This window comes from Microbacterium longlingense, from assembly GCF_058349825.2.
In genome coordinates, this window is the sequence record NZ_JBYRJA020000013.1 from 62,538 (window position 1) to 78,692 (window position 16,155).

Sequence of the window (16,155 nt, forward strand, 5' to 3'; positions counted from 1 at the left end):
CCCGTTCCATGCGGCCGACGGGAACGCCGCCCCGCCCCGCCGAGTCATCAGGATTTTCAGGCCGGCCGTGCCGCGAAGGCGCGCGGCCGGCCTGAAAATCCTGATGACTCGGCGGACAGCGTCACTCCGCGCAGGCGACGACCTCCGCCGCCGCGCGGGGGACCTCGTCGTTGACGACGCGATAGTCGAACTCCCCCTGCGCCGACAGCTCGACCCGGGCGGTGCGCAGCCGCCTGGCACGCTCCTCCTCGCCCTCCGTGCCGCGGCCGACGAGACGGTTCACCAGTTCGTCCCAGCTCGGCGGGAGCAGGAAGATCAGCGCGGCGCGCGGCTCGGCCGCACGCACCTGGCGCGCACCCTGGAGATCGATCTCCAGAAGAACCGTCTTGCCGGCGGCCAGGGCCTCGTCGATGGGCCGACGCGGCGTGCCGTAGCGGAACCGGTTGTGCACGGTCGCGTGTTCGAGCAGCTCGTCGTCGGCGATCATCCGGTCGAACTCGGCGTCGTCGACGAAGAAGTAGTGCACCCCGTTCTGCTCGCCGGGACGCGGAGCACGTGTCGTGGCGGACACCGAGAGGTGGATCTCGGGGTGGTGCTCACGCACGTGGGCAGCGACCGTCCCCTTCCCCACGGCTGTCGGCCCGGCCAGGACGAGCAGTCGGCTGCGGCCCGAGCGGGCCTCCGGCTGGGGGAAGCGGGCGTCCAGCCAGCCCAGCAGTGCAACGCGCTGGCGGACGCCGAGCCCGCCCAGGCGCTTGACCGGCGAGATGCGCAGATCCTCCAGGATGCGATCGCGCTTGGCGGCGCCGATCGCGGGCAGAGCGGTGAGGAAGTCCGGGACGCGCAGCGTCGCCGCCGCAGAGTCCGCCTCCGCCTCGGCACGCCGGAGCACCGTCTGCGGCGAGACCACCCGCATCGTGAGGTCGCGCTTGAGCGATGCCCGCTCCCGGCGCCGCTGCACGGCGCGCTGGGCGGCCGCGCGTCGGTCGACCTCCGGAACCGTGCGCACCGCGCCCTGCCGTTCTCCGTCGTGCTGCTCAGACACCGAGCACCTCCCGGTAGTGCGCCGCGCGCTCGTCGATCCGTCGGTCGATCTCCTCCGGCCCCGCCGAGAGCACGCTCCGGCTCTCGGCGGCCAGCACATTCGACGCCACCGCCCCGAATCGGGTGACGATGTCGCCCGGCTCAGCGCCCTGCGCGCCGAAGCCCGGCGCGAGAACGGGCGTCGTGCGCAACACGTCGTCCGTCAGGCCGTAGGCCCCGCGATCGACGGTCGCTCCGAGAACAATGCCCACCGATCCGAGGGGGGCGGCAGCGGAAGAGGTCACCGAAGGATTCAACCACGTCACGTCTCGGGTCACACGCAGCGCAACAGACTCCGCCGCGGATGCCTGCGGGTCACAGACCTGCGCCCGCTGCACGACGGCGCCCTCGGGGTTGCTGGTGGCCGCGAGCACGAACGCCCCCTTCCCGGCCGCAACGGCGCGGCTGAGGACGTCACGCAACGAGCCACCGCCCAGATACGGGCTGAGGGTGACCGCATCGGCTTCGAGGGGCGAGCCCGGCGCGAGCCAGGCATCGGCATAGCCCGCCATGGTCGATCCGATGTCACCGCGCTTCGCGTCGGCGATCACCAGGAGCCCGGCAGCCCGGGCCTCGGCCAGAACGTCCTCGAGCGCCGCGAAGCCGCGGGAGCCGAAGCGCTCGAAGAACGACACCTGCGGCTTGATCGCCGCGACCCGCCCGGCCGCCGCCGCCACGACGCGCAGCCCGAAGGAGCGCACCCCCGCGGCGTCCTGCCCGAGCCCCCAGGAGTCGAGCAGGGCCGCGTGCGGGTCGATGCCCACGCACAGCGGACCGTGCGTGTCGATGGCCGTGCGCAGGCGCGCTCCGAACGCCGCCGGTGCTGCGGTCACACCGCGGCCTTCCGGTCGGCCGCGTACTCCTGGAGGCTGCGCACCGCGAACCCGTCGTCGATCGCGTCGATCGCGCTCACCGCGGCTCCCAGCACGGCCATCGTGGTGAACAGCGGCTTGTCGGCCGCGACGGCGGCGGCACGGATCTCGTAGCCGTCTGCGCGCGCGGAGCCCCCGCTCGGGGTGTTCACGACGATGTCGATCCGGCCGGCGTTGATGAGGTCGACGATGTTCTCGGCGCCGGAGTCGTGGGTGTGCGAGAACTTCTCCACGACGCTGACCCTGATGCCGTTGCGCGCCAGGATCTCCGCGGTCCCCTCGGTCGCGACGAGCGTGAAGCCGAGCTGCTGCAGGCGGTGCGCGGGCAGGATGACCGCGCGCTTGTCGGAGTCGGCCACCGAGATGAACACCGTGCCGGTCGTGGGGATGCCGCCGTAGGCCGCGGCCTGGCTCTTCGCGAACGCGGTCGGGAAGTCGCGGTCGATGCCCATGACCTCACCCGTCGAGCGCATCTCCGGCCCGAGCAGCGAGTCGACGGTGTGTCCGTCGTCTGTGCGGAAACGCTTGAACGGCAGGACCGCCTCCTTCACGGACACCGGTGCGTCCAGCGGCACCCGTGAGCCGTCCTGCTCGGGCAGGAGCCCCTCGGCACGCAGCTCGGCGATCGTGGCACCGACCATGACCCGGCTCGCGGCCTTGGCCAGCGGGATGCCGAGGGCCTTGGAGACGAACGGCACCGTGCGGCTGGCGCGCGGGTTGGCCTCGATCACGTAGAGCACATCGGCGGTGATCGCGAACTGCACGTTGAGCAGACCGCGCACGCCGACCCCTTCCGCGATCGCCCTGGTCGCCTCGCGCACCCGGTCCACCTCTGTGCGACCGAGAGACACCGGCGGCAGGGTGCAGCTGGAGTCGCCGGAGTGGATGCCCGCCTCCTCGAGATGCTCCATCACTCCGCCGATGTAGAGCTCCTGGCCGTCGTACAGCGCGTCGACGTCGAGTTCGATCGCGTCGTCGAGGAAGCGGTCGACCAGCAGGGGCTTGCCCTCCTCGACGATGACCTCGCCCGCGGTGCGCACGAAGTAGTCGCGCAGAGCGTCTGTGCTGTAGATGATCTCCATGCCGCGCCCGCCGAGCACGTAGCTCGGCCGGACCAGGACCGGGTAGCCGATCTCCTCGGCGATGCGCACGGCACCGTCCGGGTCGATCGCCGTTCCGCTGCGCGGAGCGACGAGACCGGCCTCGTCGAGCAGGCGGGAGAACAGTTCACGCTCCTCGGCGAGGTCGATCGCCTCGGGGCTCGTGCCGAGCACCCGGTAGCCCGCGGCCTCGATGCCCTTCGCCAGACCGAGCGGGGTCTGGCCGCCGAGCTGGCAGACGACCCCGACGATCTCACCGCTCGCGGCCTCGGCGTGCAGCACCTCGAGCACGTCCTCCAGCGTGAGCGGCTCGAAGTACAGCCGATCGGAGGTGTCGTAGTCGGTGGAGACGGTCTCCGGGTTGCAGTTGACCATGATGGTCTCGTACCCGGCAGCGGACAGCGCGAACGACGCATGCACGCAGGAGTAGTCGAACTCCACGCCCTGGCCGATGCGGTTGGGGCCGGAACCGATGATGACGACCTTCTGCCGGTCGGACGGCATCACCTCCGTCTCGACGTCGTAGCTCGAGTAGTGGTAGGGCGTGAGCGCCGGGAACTCCCCCGCGCACGTGTCCACCGTCTTGAACACCGGCCGCAGCCCGAGACCGTGGCGGATGCTGCGCACCTCGTCCTCGGTCAGGTCGCGCAGCTGCGCGATCTGCGCGTCGGAGAAACCGTGCTCCTTCGCGTAGCGGAGGGTCTGAGCATCCAGCTCCGCGGCGGTGCGCACGACCTCGGCCACCTCGTTGATGAGCGCGATCTGATCCAGGAACCAGGGGTCAATCTGCGTCGCCGCGAAGGCCTGCTCGATCGTGGCGCCCTGGCGCATCGCCTGCTGGAGCACCACGATCCGGCCGTCGGTCGGCGTCTGCGCGATCTCCAGAAGCTCCTCGATGCCGCGCTCCTCCGGTCCCCAGTGGAAGCTGGAGCCGCGCTTCTCGAGCGAGCGGAGCGCCTTCTGCAGCGCCGTGGCGTAGTTCCGGCCGATCGCCATCGCCTCGCCGACCGACTTCATGGTGGTCGTCAGGGTGGCGTCTGCGGCCGGGAACTTCTCGAACGCGAACCGCGGAACCTTCACCACGACGTAGTCGATGGTCGGCTCGAAGCTGGCGGGGGTGACACCGGTGATGTCGTTCGGGATCTCGTCGAGACGGTAGCCGATCGCCAGCTTCGCGGCGATCTTCGCGATCGGGAAACCGGTCGCCTTCGACGCCAGCGCCGAGGAACGCGACACGCGCGGATTCATCTCGATGACGATGATGCGGCCGTTCTCCGGGTTCACGGCGAACTGGATGTTGCAGCCGCCGGTGTCGACGCCGACGGCACGGATGATGTCGATGCCGATGTCGCGCAGCTTCTGGAACTCGCGGTCGGTGAGGGTGAGCGCCGGCGCGACGGTGATCGAGTCACCGGTGTGCACGCCGACGGGATCGACGTTCTCGATCGAGCAGACCACCACCGTGTTGTCGGAGGTGTCGCGCATGAGCTCGAGCTCGTACTCCTTCCAGCCGAGGATGGACTCCTCCAGCAGCACCTCGGTGGTGGGAGAATCGCGCAGGCCGGCGCCGGCGATGCGGCGCAGGTCTTCCTCGTCATAGGCAAAACCGGAGCCGAGGCCGCCCATCGTGAACGACGGCCGCACGACCAGCGGATAGCCGAGCTCGTCGGCGGCCGCGAGCACCTCCTCCATCGTGTGCGCGATGCGCGATGCCGCGACCTCCGCACCGGCGGCGATCACGAGCTCCTTGAAGATCTGACGGTCCTCGCCCTTCTGGATCGCATCGACCTTGGCGCCGATCAGCTCGACCCCGTACGTGTCGAGGATGCCGCGCTCGTGCAGTGCCATCGCGGCGTTGAGCGCCGTCTGGCCGCCGAGGGTCGGCAGGATCGCGTCCGGCTTCTCCTTGGCGATGATCGTCTCGATGACCTCGGGGGTGATCGGCTCGATGTAGGTGGCGTCGGCGAAGTCGGGGTCTGTCATGATCGTGGCCGGGTTGGAGTTGACCAGGATCACGCGCACGCCCTCGGCGCGCAGCACGCGGCACGCCTGGGTGCCGGAGTAGTCGAACTCGCAGGCCTGGCCGATCACGATCGGCCCGGAGCCGATCACCAGGACGGAACGGATGTCGTCGCGCTTGGGCATTACTGTGCGTCCTCCAGGTCGGACTTCGCGTCGAGGTGTGCGACGACCATGTCCTTGAAGCGGTCGAAGAGGTAGTTGGCGTCGTTCGGTCCGCCGGCGGCCTCCGGGTGGTACTGCACGGAGAACGCCGGGATGTCGAGCGCCCGCAGGCCCTCGACCACCTGGTCGTTGAGGCCGACGTGGCTCACCTCGACCTTGCCGTACCCGTGCGGGCTGTCGACGGGACCGTCCAGCGGGACGTCGACGGCGAAGCCGTGGTTGTGCGCCGTGATCTCGACGCGACCGGTGGTGCGGTCCAGAACCGGCTGGTTGATCCCCCGGTGCCCGAAGGTCAGCTTGTAGGTGTCGAAGCCGAGCGCGCGGCCGAGCAGCTGGTTGCCGAAGCAGATCCCGAAGAACGGCAGACCGCGGTCGAGGATGCTTCGCAGCAGGGCCACGTGGTCTTCCGAGGCTGCCGGGTCGCCAGGCCCGTTGGAGTAGAAGACCGCAACGGGGTCGATCGCCAGGACATCCGCGAGGGTGCTGGTCTGCGGCAGGACGTGGACCTCGAATCCGCGGCGCGCCAGGTTGTCGATGGTGGCCTGTTTGATGCCGAGATCGATGATGGCGAGGTTCCCGATGCGCTCGCCCGCGGCAGCGGTCACCCGGGGCTGGGCGGTGGAGACCTGCTCTGAGAGGTTCTGGCCGGCCATCAGCGGCGCGTTGCGCACCCGGTCCAGCTGCTCATCGGCGCTCCCTGCCGCGTCTGGTCCGGAGAAGACAGCGCCGCGCATGCTGCCGGCGCTGCGCAGGCGGCGGGTGATCGCCCGGGTGTCGACACCGCTGATGCCGACGACGCCGTCCGCCGCGAGGGCGGTCTCCAGATCACCGTCGGCGCGCCAGTTCGACACGACACGCGAGGGGTCGCGCACGATGTACCCGGAGACCCAGATGCGATCGGACTCCGGGTCCTCGTCGTTGACGCCGGTGTTGCCGATGTGCGGCGCCGTCTGCAGCACGATCTGGCCGGCGTAGGACGGGTCGGTCAGGGTCTCCTGGTAGCCGGTCATGCCGGTGGAGAAGACGACCTCGCCGACGGTGACGCCGCGGGCGCCATACGCGCGCCCCTCATAGCGGGTGCCGTCTTCGAGGACGAGCACGGCGGGATCGCCGCCGGGGACGGACGGAGAAATGGTGTTCATGCGGAGGCTCCGGTCTCGGATGCGGGGCCCGGCGTGGGAGCGGGGCGGAGGATGGGAGTCAGTGCGGCGACGAAGGCCGCCACATCGCCGGTGACGACGCGCAGATAGCTGTCGACGGGGCGATCTTCTGCGACGCGCCAGACGACGCGGGCGAGGCCGTCGCGCTCGACGACGCGGTCGATCGCGACGGTGGCGCGATCGACGAGGTCGATGTGCGCGCTCGGGAGGAACACCGTCGGCGCTCCGTCGAGGCTCAGGGCGAGGCCGCGGTCGGTGACCGCCGCCTCGCCGCGGGCGCGGTAGGCCAGGGGCGCGAGCGCGAGACGTTCGAGCGGCTGGTCGTGCACGGTCGTCGCGACGTACAGCACCTCGAAGCGATCGAGCACGCGAGCGTGCTCCGGAACCCCGAGCGGCGCCTGCAGGGCGGCGTCGCGGCGCAGGCGGCGCCGCCAGCCGAACAGCATCAGCAGCAGGATGACCACCGCCGCGGTGATCATCACGGCGAGGGCGAGTTCGCGGCTCATCGGATCAGCTCCTCGACGAGCGCGCCCTCCTGCACGGTGGCGACACCGCCGTGCACGGTCCACATCACGCGACCGGGCAGCGGCCGGCCCAGATAGGGCGAGTTGGTGGACTTGCCGTGCAGATCCGCCGTGGTGAAGACACCGTCGACCGCGGGGTCGTAGAGCACGAGCTCGGCGGGCGATCCCGCGGTGATCGGGGTACCGTGGCCGGTCAGGCTCCCGATGCGGGCGGGGGCTGTGCTCATGACCCTGGCCACGTCCGCCCAGTCCAGCAGGCCGGTCTCGACCATGGTCTGGTGCACGACGCGCAATGCGCTCTCCAGGCCAACCATGCCGTTGGCCGCGGCCTGCCACTCGCAGGCCTTCGCCTCGCTCGGGTGCGGGGCATGGTCGGTGGCGACGATGTCGATGGTGCCGTCGGCGAGGCCCTCGCGCACCGCCTGGACGTCCTCCGCCGTGCGCAGCGGCGGGTTGACCTTGTATCGGGCGTCGTAGCCGCGGGCCATCTCGTCCGTGAGCAGGAGGTGATGGGGGGTGACCTCGGCGGTGACATCGATCCCGCGCTTCTTGGCCCAGCGGATGATGTCGACGGAGCCGGCGGTGGACAGGTGGCACACGTGCAGTCGCGATCCGACGTGCTCCGCCAGAAGCACATCGCGGGCGATGATGGATTCCTCCGCAACCGCCGGCCAGCCGGCGAGGCCGAGCTCCGCAGACACGACGCCCTCATTGAGCTGGGCGCCCTCGGTCAGCCGCGGGTCCTGTGCATGCTGGGCGATGACGCCGCCGAACGCCTTGACGTACTCGAGGGCGCGTCGCATGATGAGCGGGTCCCAGACGCAGAAGCCGTCGTCACTGAACACCCGCACCCGCGCCCGCGAAGACGCCATCGCGCCGAGCTCGGCGAGGCGTTCTCCCTTCTGGCCGACGGTGACGGCACCGATCGGCTGCACGGTGGCATAGCCGGCGGCCTCGCCGAGGGTCAGTTCCTGCTCGACGACGCCCGCCGTATCGGCGACGGGCGACGTGTTGGGCATCGCGAACACGGCGGTGAACCCGCCGGCCGCCGCGGCGCGCGTGCCGCTGAGCACCGTCTCTGACGCCTCATAACCGGGCTCGCGCAGGTGCGTGTGCAGGTCGACGAGACCGGGCAGGGCCACGAGCCCGGCGGCATCGACGACCCGGGCGCCCGCTGGGGAGACGTCGGCGCCGACCTCGGTGATGCGGCCGTCCTCGATGCGGATGTCGGCAGACTCGCCGCCCAGGATGCTCGCTCCGGTGAACACCAGCGACTGGCTCATGCGTCTGCTCCGTCCTTCTGAAGGGCGCCGCGATCGGCGCTGTCGGTGGTGCGCTCCCCGGCGAGGAGCAGGTACAGCACGGCCATCCGCACGGACACGCCGTTGGCGACCTGTTCGAGGACCGTGGAGCGCGGCGAATCCGCCGCCTCCGAGGCGATCTCCAGACCCCGGTTCATGGGTCCGGGGTGCAGCACAATGCTAGCGTCGCCGAGCATCCCGGTCCGCGTGACGTCCAGGCCCCAGAGGCGGGCGTACTCCCGCTCGCTCGGGAAGTACGCCGCGTTCATGCGCTCCAGCTGGATGCGGAGCATCATCACCGCGTCCGGGCGGGTGCGCAACGCCTCATCGAGGTCGTACAGCACGGTCGCCGGCCATGCCGACACGTCCTGCGGAACGAGCGTGGGCGGTGCGACGAGGGTGACGTCCGCTCCGAGCGTGTGCAGCAGCCAGACGTTGGAGCGGGCGACACGGGAGTGCAGGATGTCTCCGACGATCACCACGCGCAATCCCGCGAGGTCGCGGCCCCTGCTCGCGGCGCCGAAGAAGCGCTTGCGGATCGTGAAGGCGTCCAGCAGGGCCTGGGTGGGGTGCTCGTGGGTTCCGTCGCCGGCGTTGATGACGCCCGCGGAGATCCAGCCGGAGGTCGCGAGCGTCCGCGGGGCTCCGGAGGCCCCGTGCCGGATGACGACGGCGTCGGCGCCGATGGCCTCCAGGGTCTGCGCGGTGTCTTTCAGGCTCTCGCCCTTGGAGACGCTGGATCCCTTCGCGGCGAAGTTGATGACGTCGGCGGACAGGCGCTTGGCGGCGGCCTCGAAGGAGATCCTGGTGCGGGTGGAGTCCTCGAAGAAGAGGTTCACCACGGTCTTGCCGCGCAGCGTCGGCAGCTTCTTGACCTCGCGCGACTGCGTGTCGGCCATGTCCTCGGCGATGTCGAGGATGCGAAGGGCGTCCTCACGTGCCAGGGTGCGGGTGTCGAGGAGATGTCTCATCCTTCGATCGTCACCTCCTCGACGCCGTCGTGCTCGCGGAGGCGGACGTTGACGCGCTCCGACCGCGCGGAGGGGATGTTCTTGCCGACGAAGTCGGGGCGGATCGGCAGCTCGCGGTGACCGCGATCGACGAGGATCGCCAGGCGCACCGCTGCGGGCCGGCCGATGGCCTGGAGCGCATCGAGGGCCGCGCGGATGCTGCGCCCGGAGAAGAGCACGTCATCGACCAGCACGACGGTGCGGCCGTCGACGCCGCCCGCCGGGATGTCTGTCGGGTGCGGCGACCGGGTGGGGTGCTGGGCCAGGTCGTCGCGGAAGAGCGTGACGTCCAGCGCACCGACGGGGATCTCGGTGCCGGAGATCTCGCCCACCAGGCGCGCCACCCGCTCGGCGAGCGTGACGCCGCGGGTCGGGATCCCGAGGATCACCAGATTCTCCGCGCCTCGGTTGGATTCGAGGATCTCATGTGCGATGCGGGTCAGCGCCCGCGCGATATCGGCTTCGTGCAGCACGGTACGTGCGCTCATCGCCGCTCCCTTCTCCGCCTCACAGGACGGGGTTAAAGGTTGCCTGCGTCAAAGTTCGCCAGCACATCCCATGCTAGTCCACCCGTCCGCCCCGCCCGGTGCCGCGTGCACCCGGCCTGGATGCGCACACGCCGGGTGGACGCGGCGAAGAGGGTCAGGCTTCGCTCAGGGCGGCCTCCGTCACGGCGCAGCGCTCGGCACGGATCGGGTGACCGGTCGTGGAGAGGCACTTGCCGGTCTTCAGGTCCCATTTCCAGTCGTGCATGCTGCAGGTGAGGATCCCGTCCTCGTCGATCTTGCCGGTGCGGGTGAGGTCGGCACGAAGATGCGGGCAACGCCGCTGCACGACCCAGTCGCCGATCTCGGCGTCCTCGGTCTGGTCCGTCTGCTCCTGGTACCAGTTCTCGACGTACTCGATGCGGTCCACGGAGAGGCACTTGAGGAACGTGGTGAGGAACTCGTTGAACTTCCCGCTGCGCCCGACGCTGAACTGCATCGAGAGGAAGATCGAGTTGGACCAGTCGATCTCATGGTCAGCGATGTTGGTCGAGACGAGGTCTGCCGGGATCGTGTACCAGTAGATGCACTCCTCCCCCGCATACGCGCGGACCTTCGCCTTCGGGAAGTCGACGACCATGTCGAGCTCGCCGATGCGGAAGCGAACATTGCCGCCGACTCCGAGACGGATGGTGCGCGACTTCTTCAGCAGCGGTTCCCACCAGGCCTTGATAGCCGCCAGCATCTCCTCCGGCGGCAGGATCTCGGCGCGCGAGGCCTCCTCATCGCGGATCTCCTGCTGCCGGCTCGCCCGCTGCTCTTCGAGGTAGTCCCACTTCTCGTCGAAGATGTGCGCGAGCTCCGCCTCCGAGTACAGCGTCTGCTCGACCGACGCCACCCCGCGGTTCTCGACGGTCACCACGGTGCCCGGCACGAACAGGTGCCCGGCGTACTGCGGGGCGAGCTCCTTCATATGAGCGAGGAACTGCTTCTGGTCGGTGAAGATCGAGTCGTTGTCGCGGCCCGTGCCGTTGTACCGGAACAGCTCATCGCGCAAGAACATCGGCGGCCCGGCCATCGGGAACACGTGCGGCGCGTCGACCTTCTCGATGTAGTACATCGCCCGCTTGTTCTGCGCTTCCCTCTTGAGGCGCGCGAAGTTCTGCTTGGCCTCCTGGGGGAGGTCGTAGACCATCGGCCACCAGATCGCGCCCGACACCTGCGTGAAGTAGGCGTCCGGCTTGCCGAAGGAGAACAGCCGGTCCAGGTCGAGGGGGTGGGAGTCGTTCTGGTTGAGCACGGAGCCGGTGCCGTCGTCGACGCTGAGCGAGGAGTCGCCGATCGGGCCGTCGCTCGGAGCGCGCAGCGGCGTGATCATGATCTTCAGGTCGCCCCGCTCGATGACCTCGCCCGCCGGGGCATAGGTGATGTTGTCATAGCCGAGCGCGCGGATGTCGGTCTCGAGCTCGTCCGTGGGGTACTCCGGCAGCAGCACCTCGATGTCCGTGCGGATGTACCGCTTCAGCAGTCGAGGGTCGAAGTGGTCACGGTGCCGGTGCGAGATGTAGAGGAAGTCCGCCTCGCGTCCGAGCCGCTCCCAGTCCAGGCCGCGGTTGTCGGGGAAGGGGAACCATGATCCGTAGAAGGACGGACCGAGCACGGGGTCGCAAATGATGTTTCCCCCCACCGTCTCGATGAACATCCCGGCGTGGCCGAGTCCCGTGATCCGCATGGTGCTCCTCAATCTCCCGGTCGGGTTCGTCCGGGCAGGCGTCTCGTGAACCTGACGATTCTACCGGCGGGCACCTGAACGAGCCCGGAGCGACGGCCGGAGGAATCCGGCGCGCCCGGCGTCAGTCCGCGAGCAGCCCGCGGATGTCCTCTGCGGTGAGCGACTGTGCGAAGAGGTCCTCGTCGTCCAGCACCGCCGCGCTCAGACGTGCTTTCCGCTCCTGCAGCGCGAGAACCTTCTCCTCGATCGTTCCCGCCGCGATCATCCGATAGACGAACACGGGGCGACGCTGACCGATCCGGTGGGCGCGGTCGGCGGCCTGCGCCTCCGCGGCAGGATTCCACCACGGGTCGAGCAGGAAGACATAGTCGGCCTCGGTCAGGGTGAGCCCGACGCCACCGGCCTTGAGGCTCAGCAGGAAAGCGGTCTGATTCCCGGACCGGAACCCCGCGACCACGCCGTCGCGGTCGCGCGTCGCGCCGTCCAGGTACGCCGTCGCGACGCCGGCGGACTCCAGCCGGTCACGCACCAGCGCGAGGAACGAGGTGAACTGGCTGAAGACCAGCACCCGGTGCCCCTCGTCGCGCAGCTCCATGAGGCGGTCGACGAGCACGTCGATCTTGCGCGAACCGAGCGCCGCGTCGTCCGGCTCGACGAGTCCGGGCGCCAGGCTCAGCATCCGCAGGAGCGTGAGCGAGCGGAACACGATAAAGCGGCTCCGATCGAGGTCGGGCAGGAGCCCGAGGATCTTCTGCCGTTCGCGCTGCAGCACGGTCTCGTAGCGGTAGCGGTGCGCCGGCGCCAGCTCGATGCGGAGCACCTGCTCCTGCCGTGCCGGAAGGTCGGCGGCGACCAGCTCCTTCGTCCTTCTGATCACGAACGGCCGGATGCGATGACGCAGAAGCTCGATGCGCGCCCGGCGGTATGGCGCACCCTCGGCGTTCTCCGGGACCTTGCCCTGCTCGATCGGCTGAATGAAGTCCTCCCGGAATCGCCGCGCCGAGGCGAACAGCCCCGGAGACGTGAGCGAGAGCAGCGCCCACAGCTCCCCCAGCCCGTTCTCGATCGGCGTGCCGGTGACGGCGTATACGGCCTCGGCCGTGAGATCCGCGACCGCCTGGTGCTGCCGCGTCGCCGGGTTCTTCACGTGGTGCGCCTCGTCGAGCACGACCCCCGCCCACGAGCAGTCGGCGAAGTCGGCGCCGTCGATCCGCAGCACCGGATACGAGGTGATCACGAGATCGGCGCCCTCGACCGCTGCCGCCAGCGGGACGCCGAGCGTGGACGTCGTGCGGTCGCGTACGACGACGCGCAGCCCGGGAGCGAAGCGCGCGGCCTCCCTGGTCCACACCGGAACGACCGAGGTGGGTGCGACCACGAGGAAGGGCGGCGATGCCGGCGCCGCCTCCCGCGCGTGCACGATCAGGGCGAGCACCTGCAGCGTCTTGCCGAGGCCCATGTCGTCGGCGAGGATGCCGCCGAGCCGATGCCGCCAGAGCAGGGCGAGCCGCTCGAAACCCTCCCGCTGATACGGCCGCAGCTCTGCGGTGATGCCGGTCGGAACCGGTACCTCGACGTCCGCGGCGCCACGCAGGTCTGCCACGGCTGCCCGCCAGGTGATCGCGGGCTCGGCCTCGTCGGCGAGGTCCTCGAAGTCCTCCCACAGCGTGATGTGGCGCCGGGAGATGCGTGGACCGGTCTCCCACTCTGCAAGATCCGCTGCCTCGTCCAGCAGTTCGCGGAGACGGTCGAAGGCGGGATGGCGCAGCGAGAACCACGTGCCGTCCACGAGTTTGAGCTTCCCGCGGCGCAGACTCAGCGCGCGAAAGAGGGGCAGGAAGGGGATGGTACGCCCGTCGATGCGGACCGAGATGCCGAGATCGAACCAGTCCGGCTGGTCTGTCTCGACGGTTCGGACCGTGATGACGGGCTCTCCGGTGAGTTCCTGATAGCTGCGCGGCACACCACGGTGGGCCAACCGGATGCCGTGCTCCTCTTCCAGGGTCGGAGCGAGGTGGGACAGGAATTCGGCGGCGTCCGCGTCGGCGAAGGAGCCGGATGCGGCGAAGACGAGACCCGTGACGGCGGTCCAGGCTGCGACCGCCGGCGGTCGCAGCGCGTTCTCGCGGTCGATGGCGCGGATACCTGTGGCCGGTTCGTCGAAACCGACCAGGCCGTACTCGTCGTAGTCCCAGCAGAAGCGGTAACGGATGCCGTCCGGACCGCCATGCTCCGGCCGGTGGTCGATCTCGATGAGCACGGCCGGCTCGGGCGGCTCCGGCAGGGTGATGCCGTCCCGCGCCTGCACCTCTGCTCCGCGGAGCAGGAGCGGGTAGGCCTCGCGGAGGAAATCGGCGCGTTCCGGCGCCGGAACGCGCAGCGGCTCCTGCACGCCGAGCAGCGCCCCCACCGCGGGCGTCAGCAGCACGGGGCCGAGGACGAGGTCGATGCGCGCCCCGACCACCCGATGCGCGTAAAGGCCGCCGGAGCCCACCGCTCGAACGTGCGAGGCCGGAAAGACCTCATCACCGGCCACGGCCTCGGCGGTGACGGTGAGCGCGTCGCCCTCTGATGCGGCGATCACCGCGCGCACCCGGATGCGCTCGGGCCAGGTGAGGCGCGTCGACCGCTCCGTCGCGATGAGCGGGACGCCGATCTCCGGGGCCTGCGCCAGATGGGGCCACAGCAGGGCAGACCCGACGGGGTCGAGGAGGAGCCAGTCGCCGGCCGTGCCCGACAGCAGGGAATCGCGCGAGATGCTCAGCAGATCGGCGAACCACCGCGATTGCGCGGGGTCGAAGCGGCTGCCGACGCGGCGGACGGCGTCCCAGCCGGCGTCCCCGTGGATCCAGCTCCCGGTGCGGCCGCGCATCAGAGGCCGCACCGCGAGGAACACCTCACCGGGATCCCGTTGCAGGTCCCGTGCGGTCGCGGTGCGCAGCGGACGTCCCGTCCAGCGCCCCTGACCGGCGGTGTCGCGACGACGCAGCTCCATGCCCAGCGCGAGCGGTGTGCGTGCGTCGTCCGCGCGCGGCAGGAGCGCACGCCAATCGCCGGAGCCGCGCGGAGGGATCAGGACGCCCTGGCCACCCGCGCGAGCACGCCGTGCACGAATGCGCCGGAGTCCTCCGTCGAGAGCTCTTTGGCGAGCTCCACGGCCTCATCGATCGCGACGGCGGTGGGCACGTCGTCGTTGTGCAGGATCTCCCAGGTGCCGATCCGCAGGATCGCTCGGTCGACCGCGGGCATCCGCTCGATCTTCCAGTCCCGGCTGTGCGTGGTGATCTGCTCGTCGATCTCGTCGCGGTGGTCGACGATGCCGTCGACGATCTCCCGTGCGTAGAGCCACGAGGCCTGGCGAGCGGGCTCCGACGAGGCCCGCGCCGCCTCGGCGGCGAGAGTGACGGCGACGTCGTCGCCGCGGACGTCTGCGGAGAAGAGGATGTCGAGGGCGCGCTTGCGCGCCTTGGTGCGAGCGCTCATCGAGACCGGATCAGTTGACGCGGCCGAGGTAGTCGCCCGTGCGGGTGTCGATCTTGACCTTGGTGCCGGTCTCGAGGAACAGCGGGACCTGGACCTCGTACCCGGTCTCGAGAGTGGCGGGCTTGGTGCCGGCCGACGAGCGGTCGCCCTGCAGGCCGGGCTCGGTGTAGGTGACCTCGAGGACCACGGACGCGGGCAGCTCGACGTAGAGCGGGTTGCCGTTGTTCAGCGCGATCTGCACCTGCTGGTTCTCGAGCATGAAGTTCTTGGCGTCACCGACGGTCGCGGCCGGAACCGTGAGCTGGTCGTAGTCGTCCACATCCATGAACACGAAGCCGTCGCCGTCGGTGTACAGGTAGGTGAAGTCGCGGCGGTCGACGTTCTCGATCTCGATCTTCGTGCCAGCGTTGTAGGTCTTGTCGACGGTCTTGCCCGACACGACGTTCTTGAGCTTGGTGCGCACGAAGGCGCCGCCCTTGCCCGGCTTGACGTGCTGGAACTCCACGACGCTCCAGAGCTGTCCGTCGATCTTGATGACGACGCCGTTCTTGATGTCTGCGGTAGATGCCATGCGCTTGTGAAATCCGTTCGTGGAGTTTAGCGGCCGGACGGCCGAGGACCCATGCTAGTCGATGGTGTCGAGGAGACGCTGGACGGCCGTCGCGTAGCCCGCCACGCCGGCGCCGACGACGTGCACCACGGCGACGTCACGCACATAGGAATGGTGACGGAAGTCCTCCCGCGCATACACGTCGGAGATGTGCACCTCAGCGACCGGCAGCGCGACGCCGCTCAGAGCGTCGCGCAGCACCACCGAGGTGTGGGTGAGCCCGCCGGGGTTGATGACGATGCCGTCGCAGTCGTGATGGGCGTCGTGGATGGCGTCGATCAGAGCACCCTCGTGGTTGCTCTGCACCGCACGCACCTCGTAGCCCCGTTCGGCCGCTGCGCTTCGCACGAGCGCCTCGACGTCAGCCAGGGTCTCAGACCCGTAGATCTCCGGCTCGCGCGCACCGAGAAGATTGAGATTCGGCCCGTTGACGAGGAGGAGACGGCGGTGGGTCACACCCTCAGCCTAGAGCCAGGCGCCGGACCAGACGCGTCTGCTCCCCCCCGGCACGTGGACGCGCTGCGATGCGGGGGCGATGCTCCTATGGATGTCAAGGTCGGGTGAGGACGTAGTAGATCTCGCGGGCGATGAGTCGTTTGAGGCAGCGGATG

Annotated in this window: 13 protein-coding genes; all 13 read right to left on the bottom strand. The window is 69.7% G+C overall.

Going from position 1 to position 16,155, the window contains the following annotated elements:
• Positions 1 to 121 precede the first annotated feature (121 nt).
• Complete coding sequence (gmk, locus tag AC3RXY_RS14975; RefSeq protein ID WP_491511712.1) at positions 122 to 1,045, bottom strand: guanylate kinase; 924 nt, start codon at positions 1,043 to 1,045, stop codon at positions 122 to 124.
• On the bottom strand, positions 1,038 to 1,916 hold the full coding sequence (gene pyrF, locus AC3RXY_RS14980) for an orotidine-5'-phosphate decarboxylase (RefSeq protein ID WP_491511713.1): 879 nt from the start codon (positions 1,914 to 1,916) through the stop codon (positions 1,038 to 1,040). The genes gmk and pyrF overlap by 8 nt, the downstream gene beginning before the upstream one ends.
• Positions 1,913 to 5,200: a carbamoyl-phosphate synthase large subunit gene (gene carB / locus AC3RXY_RS14985; RefSeq protein ID WP_491511714.1), complete on the bottom strand. Its 3,288-nt coding sequence runs from the start codon at positions 5,198 to 5,200 to the stop codon at positions 1,913 to 1,915. Before carB ends, pyrF begins: the two co-directional genes overlap by 4 nt.
• The gene (gene carA / locus AC3RXY_RS14990) at positions 5,200 to 6,381 is read right to left on the bottom strand and encodes a glutamine-hydrolyzing carbamoyl-phosphate synthase small subunit (RefSeq protein ID WP_491511715.1); all 1,182 of its coding nucleotides are present in this window, start codon (positions 6,379 to 6,381) and stop codon (positions 5,200 to 5,202) included. Before carA ends, carB begins: the two co-directional genes overlap by 1 nt.
• Entirely contained in the window at positions 6,378 to 6,905 is a 528-nt protein-coding gene (locus tag AC3RXY_RS14995; protein WP_491511716.1) for a PH-like domain-containing protein, read from the bottom strand. Before AC3RXY_RS14995 ends, carA begins: the two co-directional genes overlap by 4 nt.
• Complete coding sequence (locus AC3RXY_RS15000) at positions 6,902 to 8,206, bottom strand: dihydroorotase (RefSeq protein WP_491511717.1); 1,305 nt, start codon at positions 8,204 to 8,206, stop codon at positions 6,902 to 6,904. Before AC3RXY_RS15000 ends, AC3RXY_RS14995 begins: the two co-directional genes overlap by 4 nt.
• Positions 8,203 to 9,195, bottom strand: a complete 993-nt coding sequence (locus tag AC3RXY_RS15005) for an aspartate carbamoyltransferase catalytic subunit (RefSeq protein WP_491511718.1) — start codon at positions 9,193 to 9,195, stop codon at positions 8,203 to 8,205. Before AC3RXY_RS15005 ends, AC3RXY_RS15000 begins: the two co-directional genes overlap by 4 nt.
• Complete coding sequence (gene pyrR, locus AC3RXY_RS15010) at positions 9,192 to 9,722, bottom strand: bifunctional pyr operon transcriptional regulator/uracil phosphoribosyltransferase PyrR (protein ID WP_491511719.1); 531 nt, start codon at positions 9,720 to 9,722, stop codon at positions 9,192 to 9,194. The genes AC3RXY_RS15005 and pyrR overlap by 4 nt, the downstream gene beginning before the upstream one ends.
• A gap of 154 nt (positions 9,723 to 9,876) precedes the next feature.
• On the bottom strand, positions 9,877 to 11,451 hold the full coding sequence (locus tag AC3RXY_RS15015) for a Rieske 2Fe-2S domain-containing protein (protein ID WP_491511720.1): 1,575 nt from the start codon (positions 11,449 to 11,451) through the stop codon (positions 9,877 to 9,879).
• A gap of 121 nt (positions 11,452 to 11,572) precedes the next feature.
• Entirely contained in the window at positions 11,573 to 14,446 is a 2,874-nt protein-coding gene (locus tag AC3RXY_RS15020; RefSeq protein WP_491511721.1) for a DEAD/DEAH box helicase, read from the bottom strand.
• Between the two features lie 77 nt (positions 14,447 to 14,523).
• Complete coding sequence (gene nusB / locus AC3RXY_RS15025) at positions 14,524 to 14,934, bottom strand: transcription antitermination factor NusB (RefSeq protein ID WP_491511722.1); 411 nt, start codon at positions 14,932 to 14,934, stop codon at positions 14,524 to 14,526.
• A 10-nt stretch (positions 14,935 to 14,944) separates the two neighbouring features.
• Complete coding sequence (gene efp / locus AC3RXY_RS15030) at positions 14,945 to 15,505, bottom strand: elongation factor P (protein WP_491511723.1); 561 nt, start codon at positions 15,503 to 15,505, stop codon at positions 14,945 to 14,947.
• Between the two features lie 54 nt (positions 15,506 to 15,559).
• On the bottom strand, positions 15,560 to 16,000 hold the full coding sequence (aroQ, locus tag AC3RXY_RS15035) for a type II 3-dehydroquinate dehydratase (protein WP_491511724.1): 441 nt from the start codon (positions 15,998 to 16,000) through the stop codon (positions 15,560 to 15,562).
• Positions 16,001 to 16,155: the final 155 nt, after the last annotated feature.

Bases quoted from the DNA above. Each gene is read 5' to 3' on its own strand.
- carB (WP_491511714.1), bottom strand. From the start codon at position 5,200: ATGCCCAAGCGCGACGACATCCGTTCCGTCCTGGTGATCGGCTCCGGG.
- efp (WP_491511723.1), bottom strand. From the start codon at position 15,505: ATGGCATCTACCGCAGACATCAAGAACGGCGTCGTCATCAAGATCGAC.
- AC3RXY_RS15020 (WP_491511721.1), bottom strand. From the start codon at position 14,446: ATGGAGCTGCGTCGTCGCGACACCGCCGGTCAGGGGCGCTGGACGGGA.
- AC3RXY_RS15015 (WP_491511720.1), bottom strand. From the start codon at position 11,451: ATGCGGATCACGGGACTCGGCCACGCCGGGATGTTCATCGAGACGGTG.
- pyrR (WP_491511719.1), bottom strand. From the start codon at position 9,722: ATGAGCGCACGTACCGTGCTGCACGAAGCCGATATCGCGCGGGCGCTG.
- carA (WP_491511715.1), bottom strand. From the start codon at position 6,381: ATGAACACCATTTCTCCGTCCGTCCCCGGCGGCGATCCCGCCGTGCTC.
- nusB (WP_491511722.1), bottom strand. From the start codon at position 14,934: ATGAGCGCTCGCACCAAGGCGCGCAAGCGCGCCCTCGACATCCTCTTC.
- AC3RXY_RS15005 (WP_491511718.1), bottom strand. From the start codon at position 9,195: ATGAGACATCTCCTCGACACCCGCACCCTGGCACGTGAGGACGCCCTT.
- AC3RXY_RS14995 (WP_491511716.1), bottom strand. From the start codon at position 6,905: ATGAGCCGCGAACTCGCCCTCGCCGTGATGATCACCGCGGCGGTGGTC.
- AC3RXY_RS15000 (WP_491511717.1), bottom strand. From the start codon at position 8,206: ATGAGCCAGTCGCTGGTGTTCACCGGAGCGAGCATCCTGGGCGGCGAG.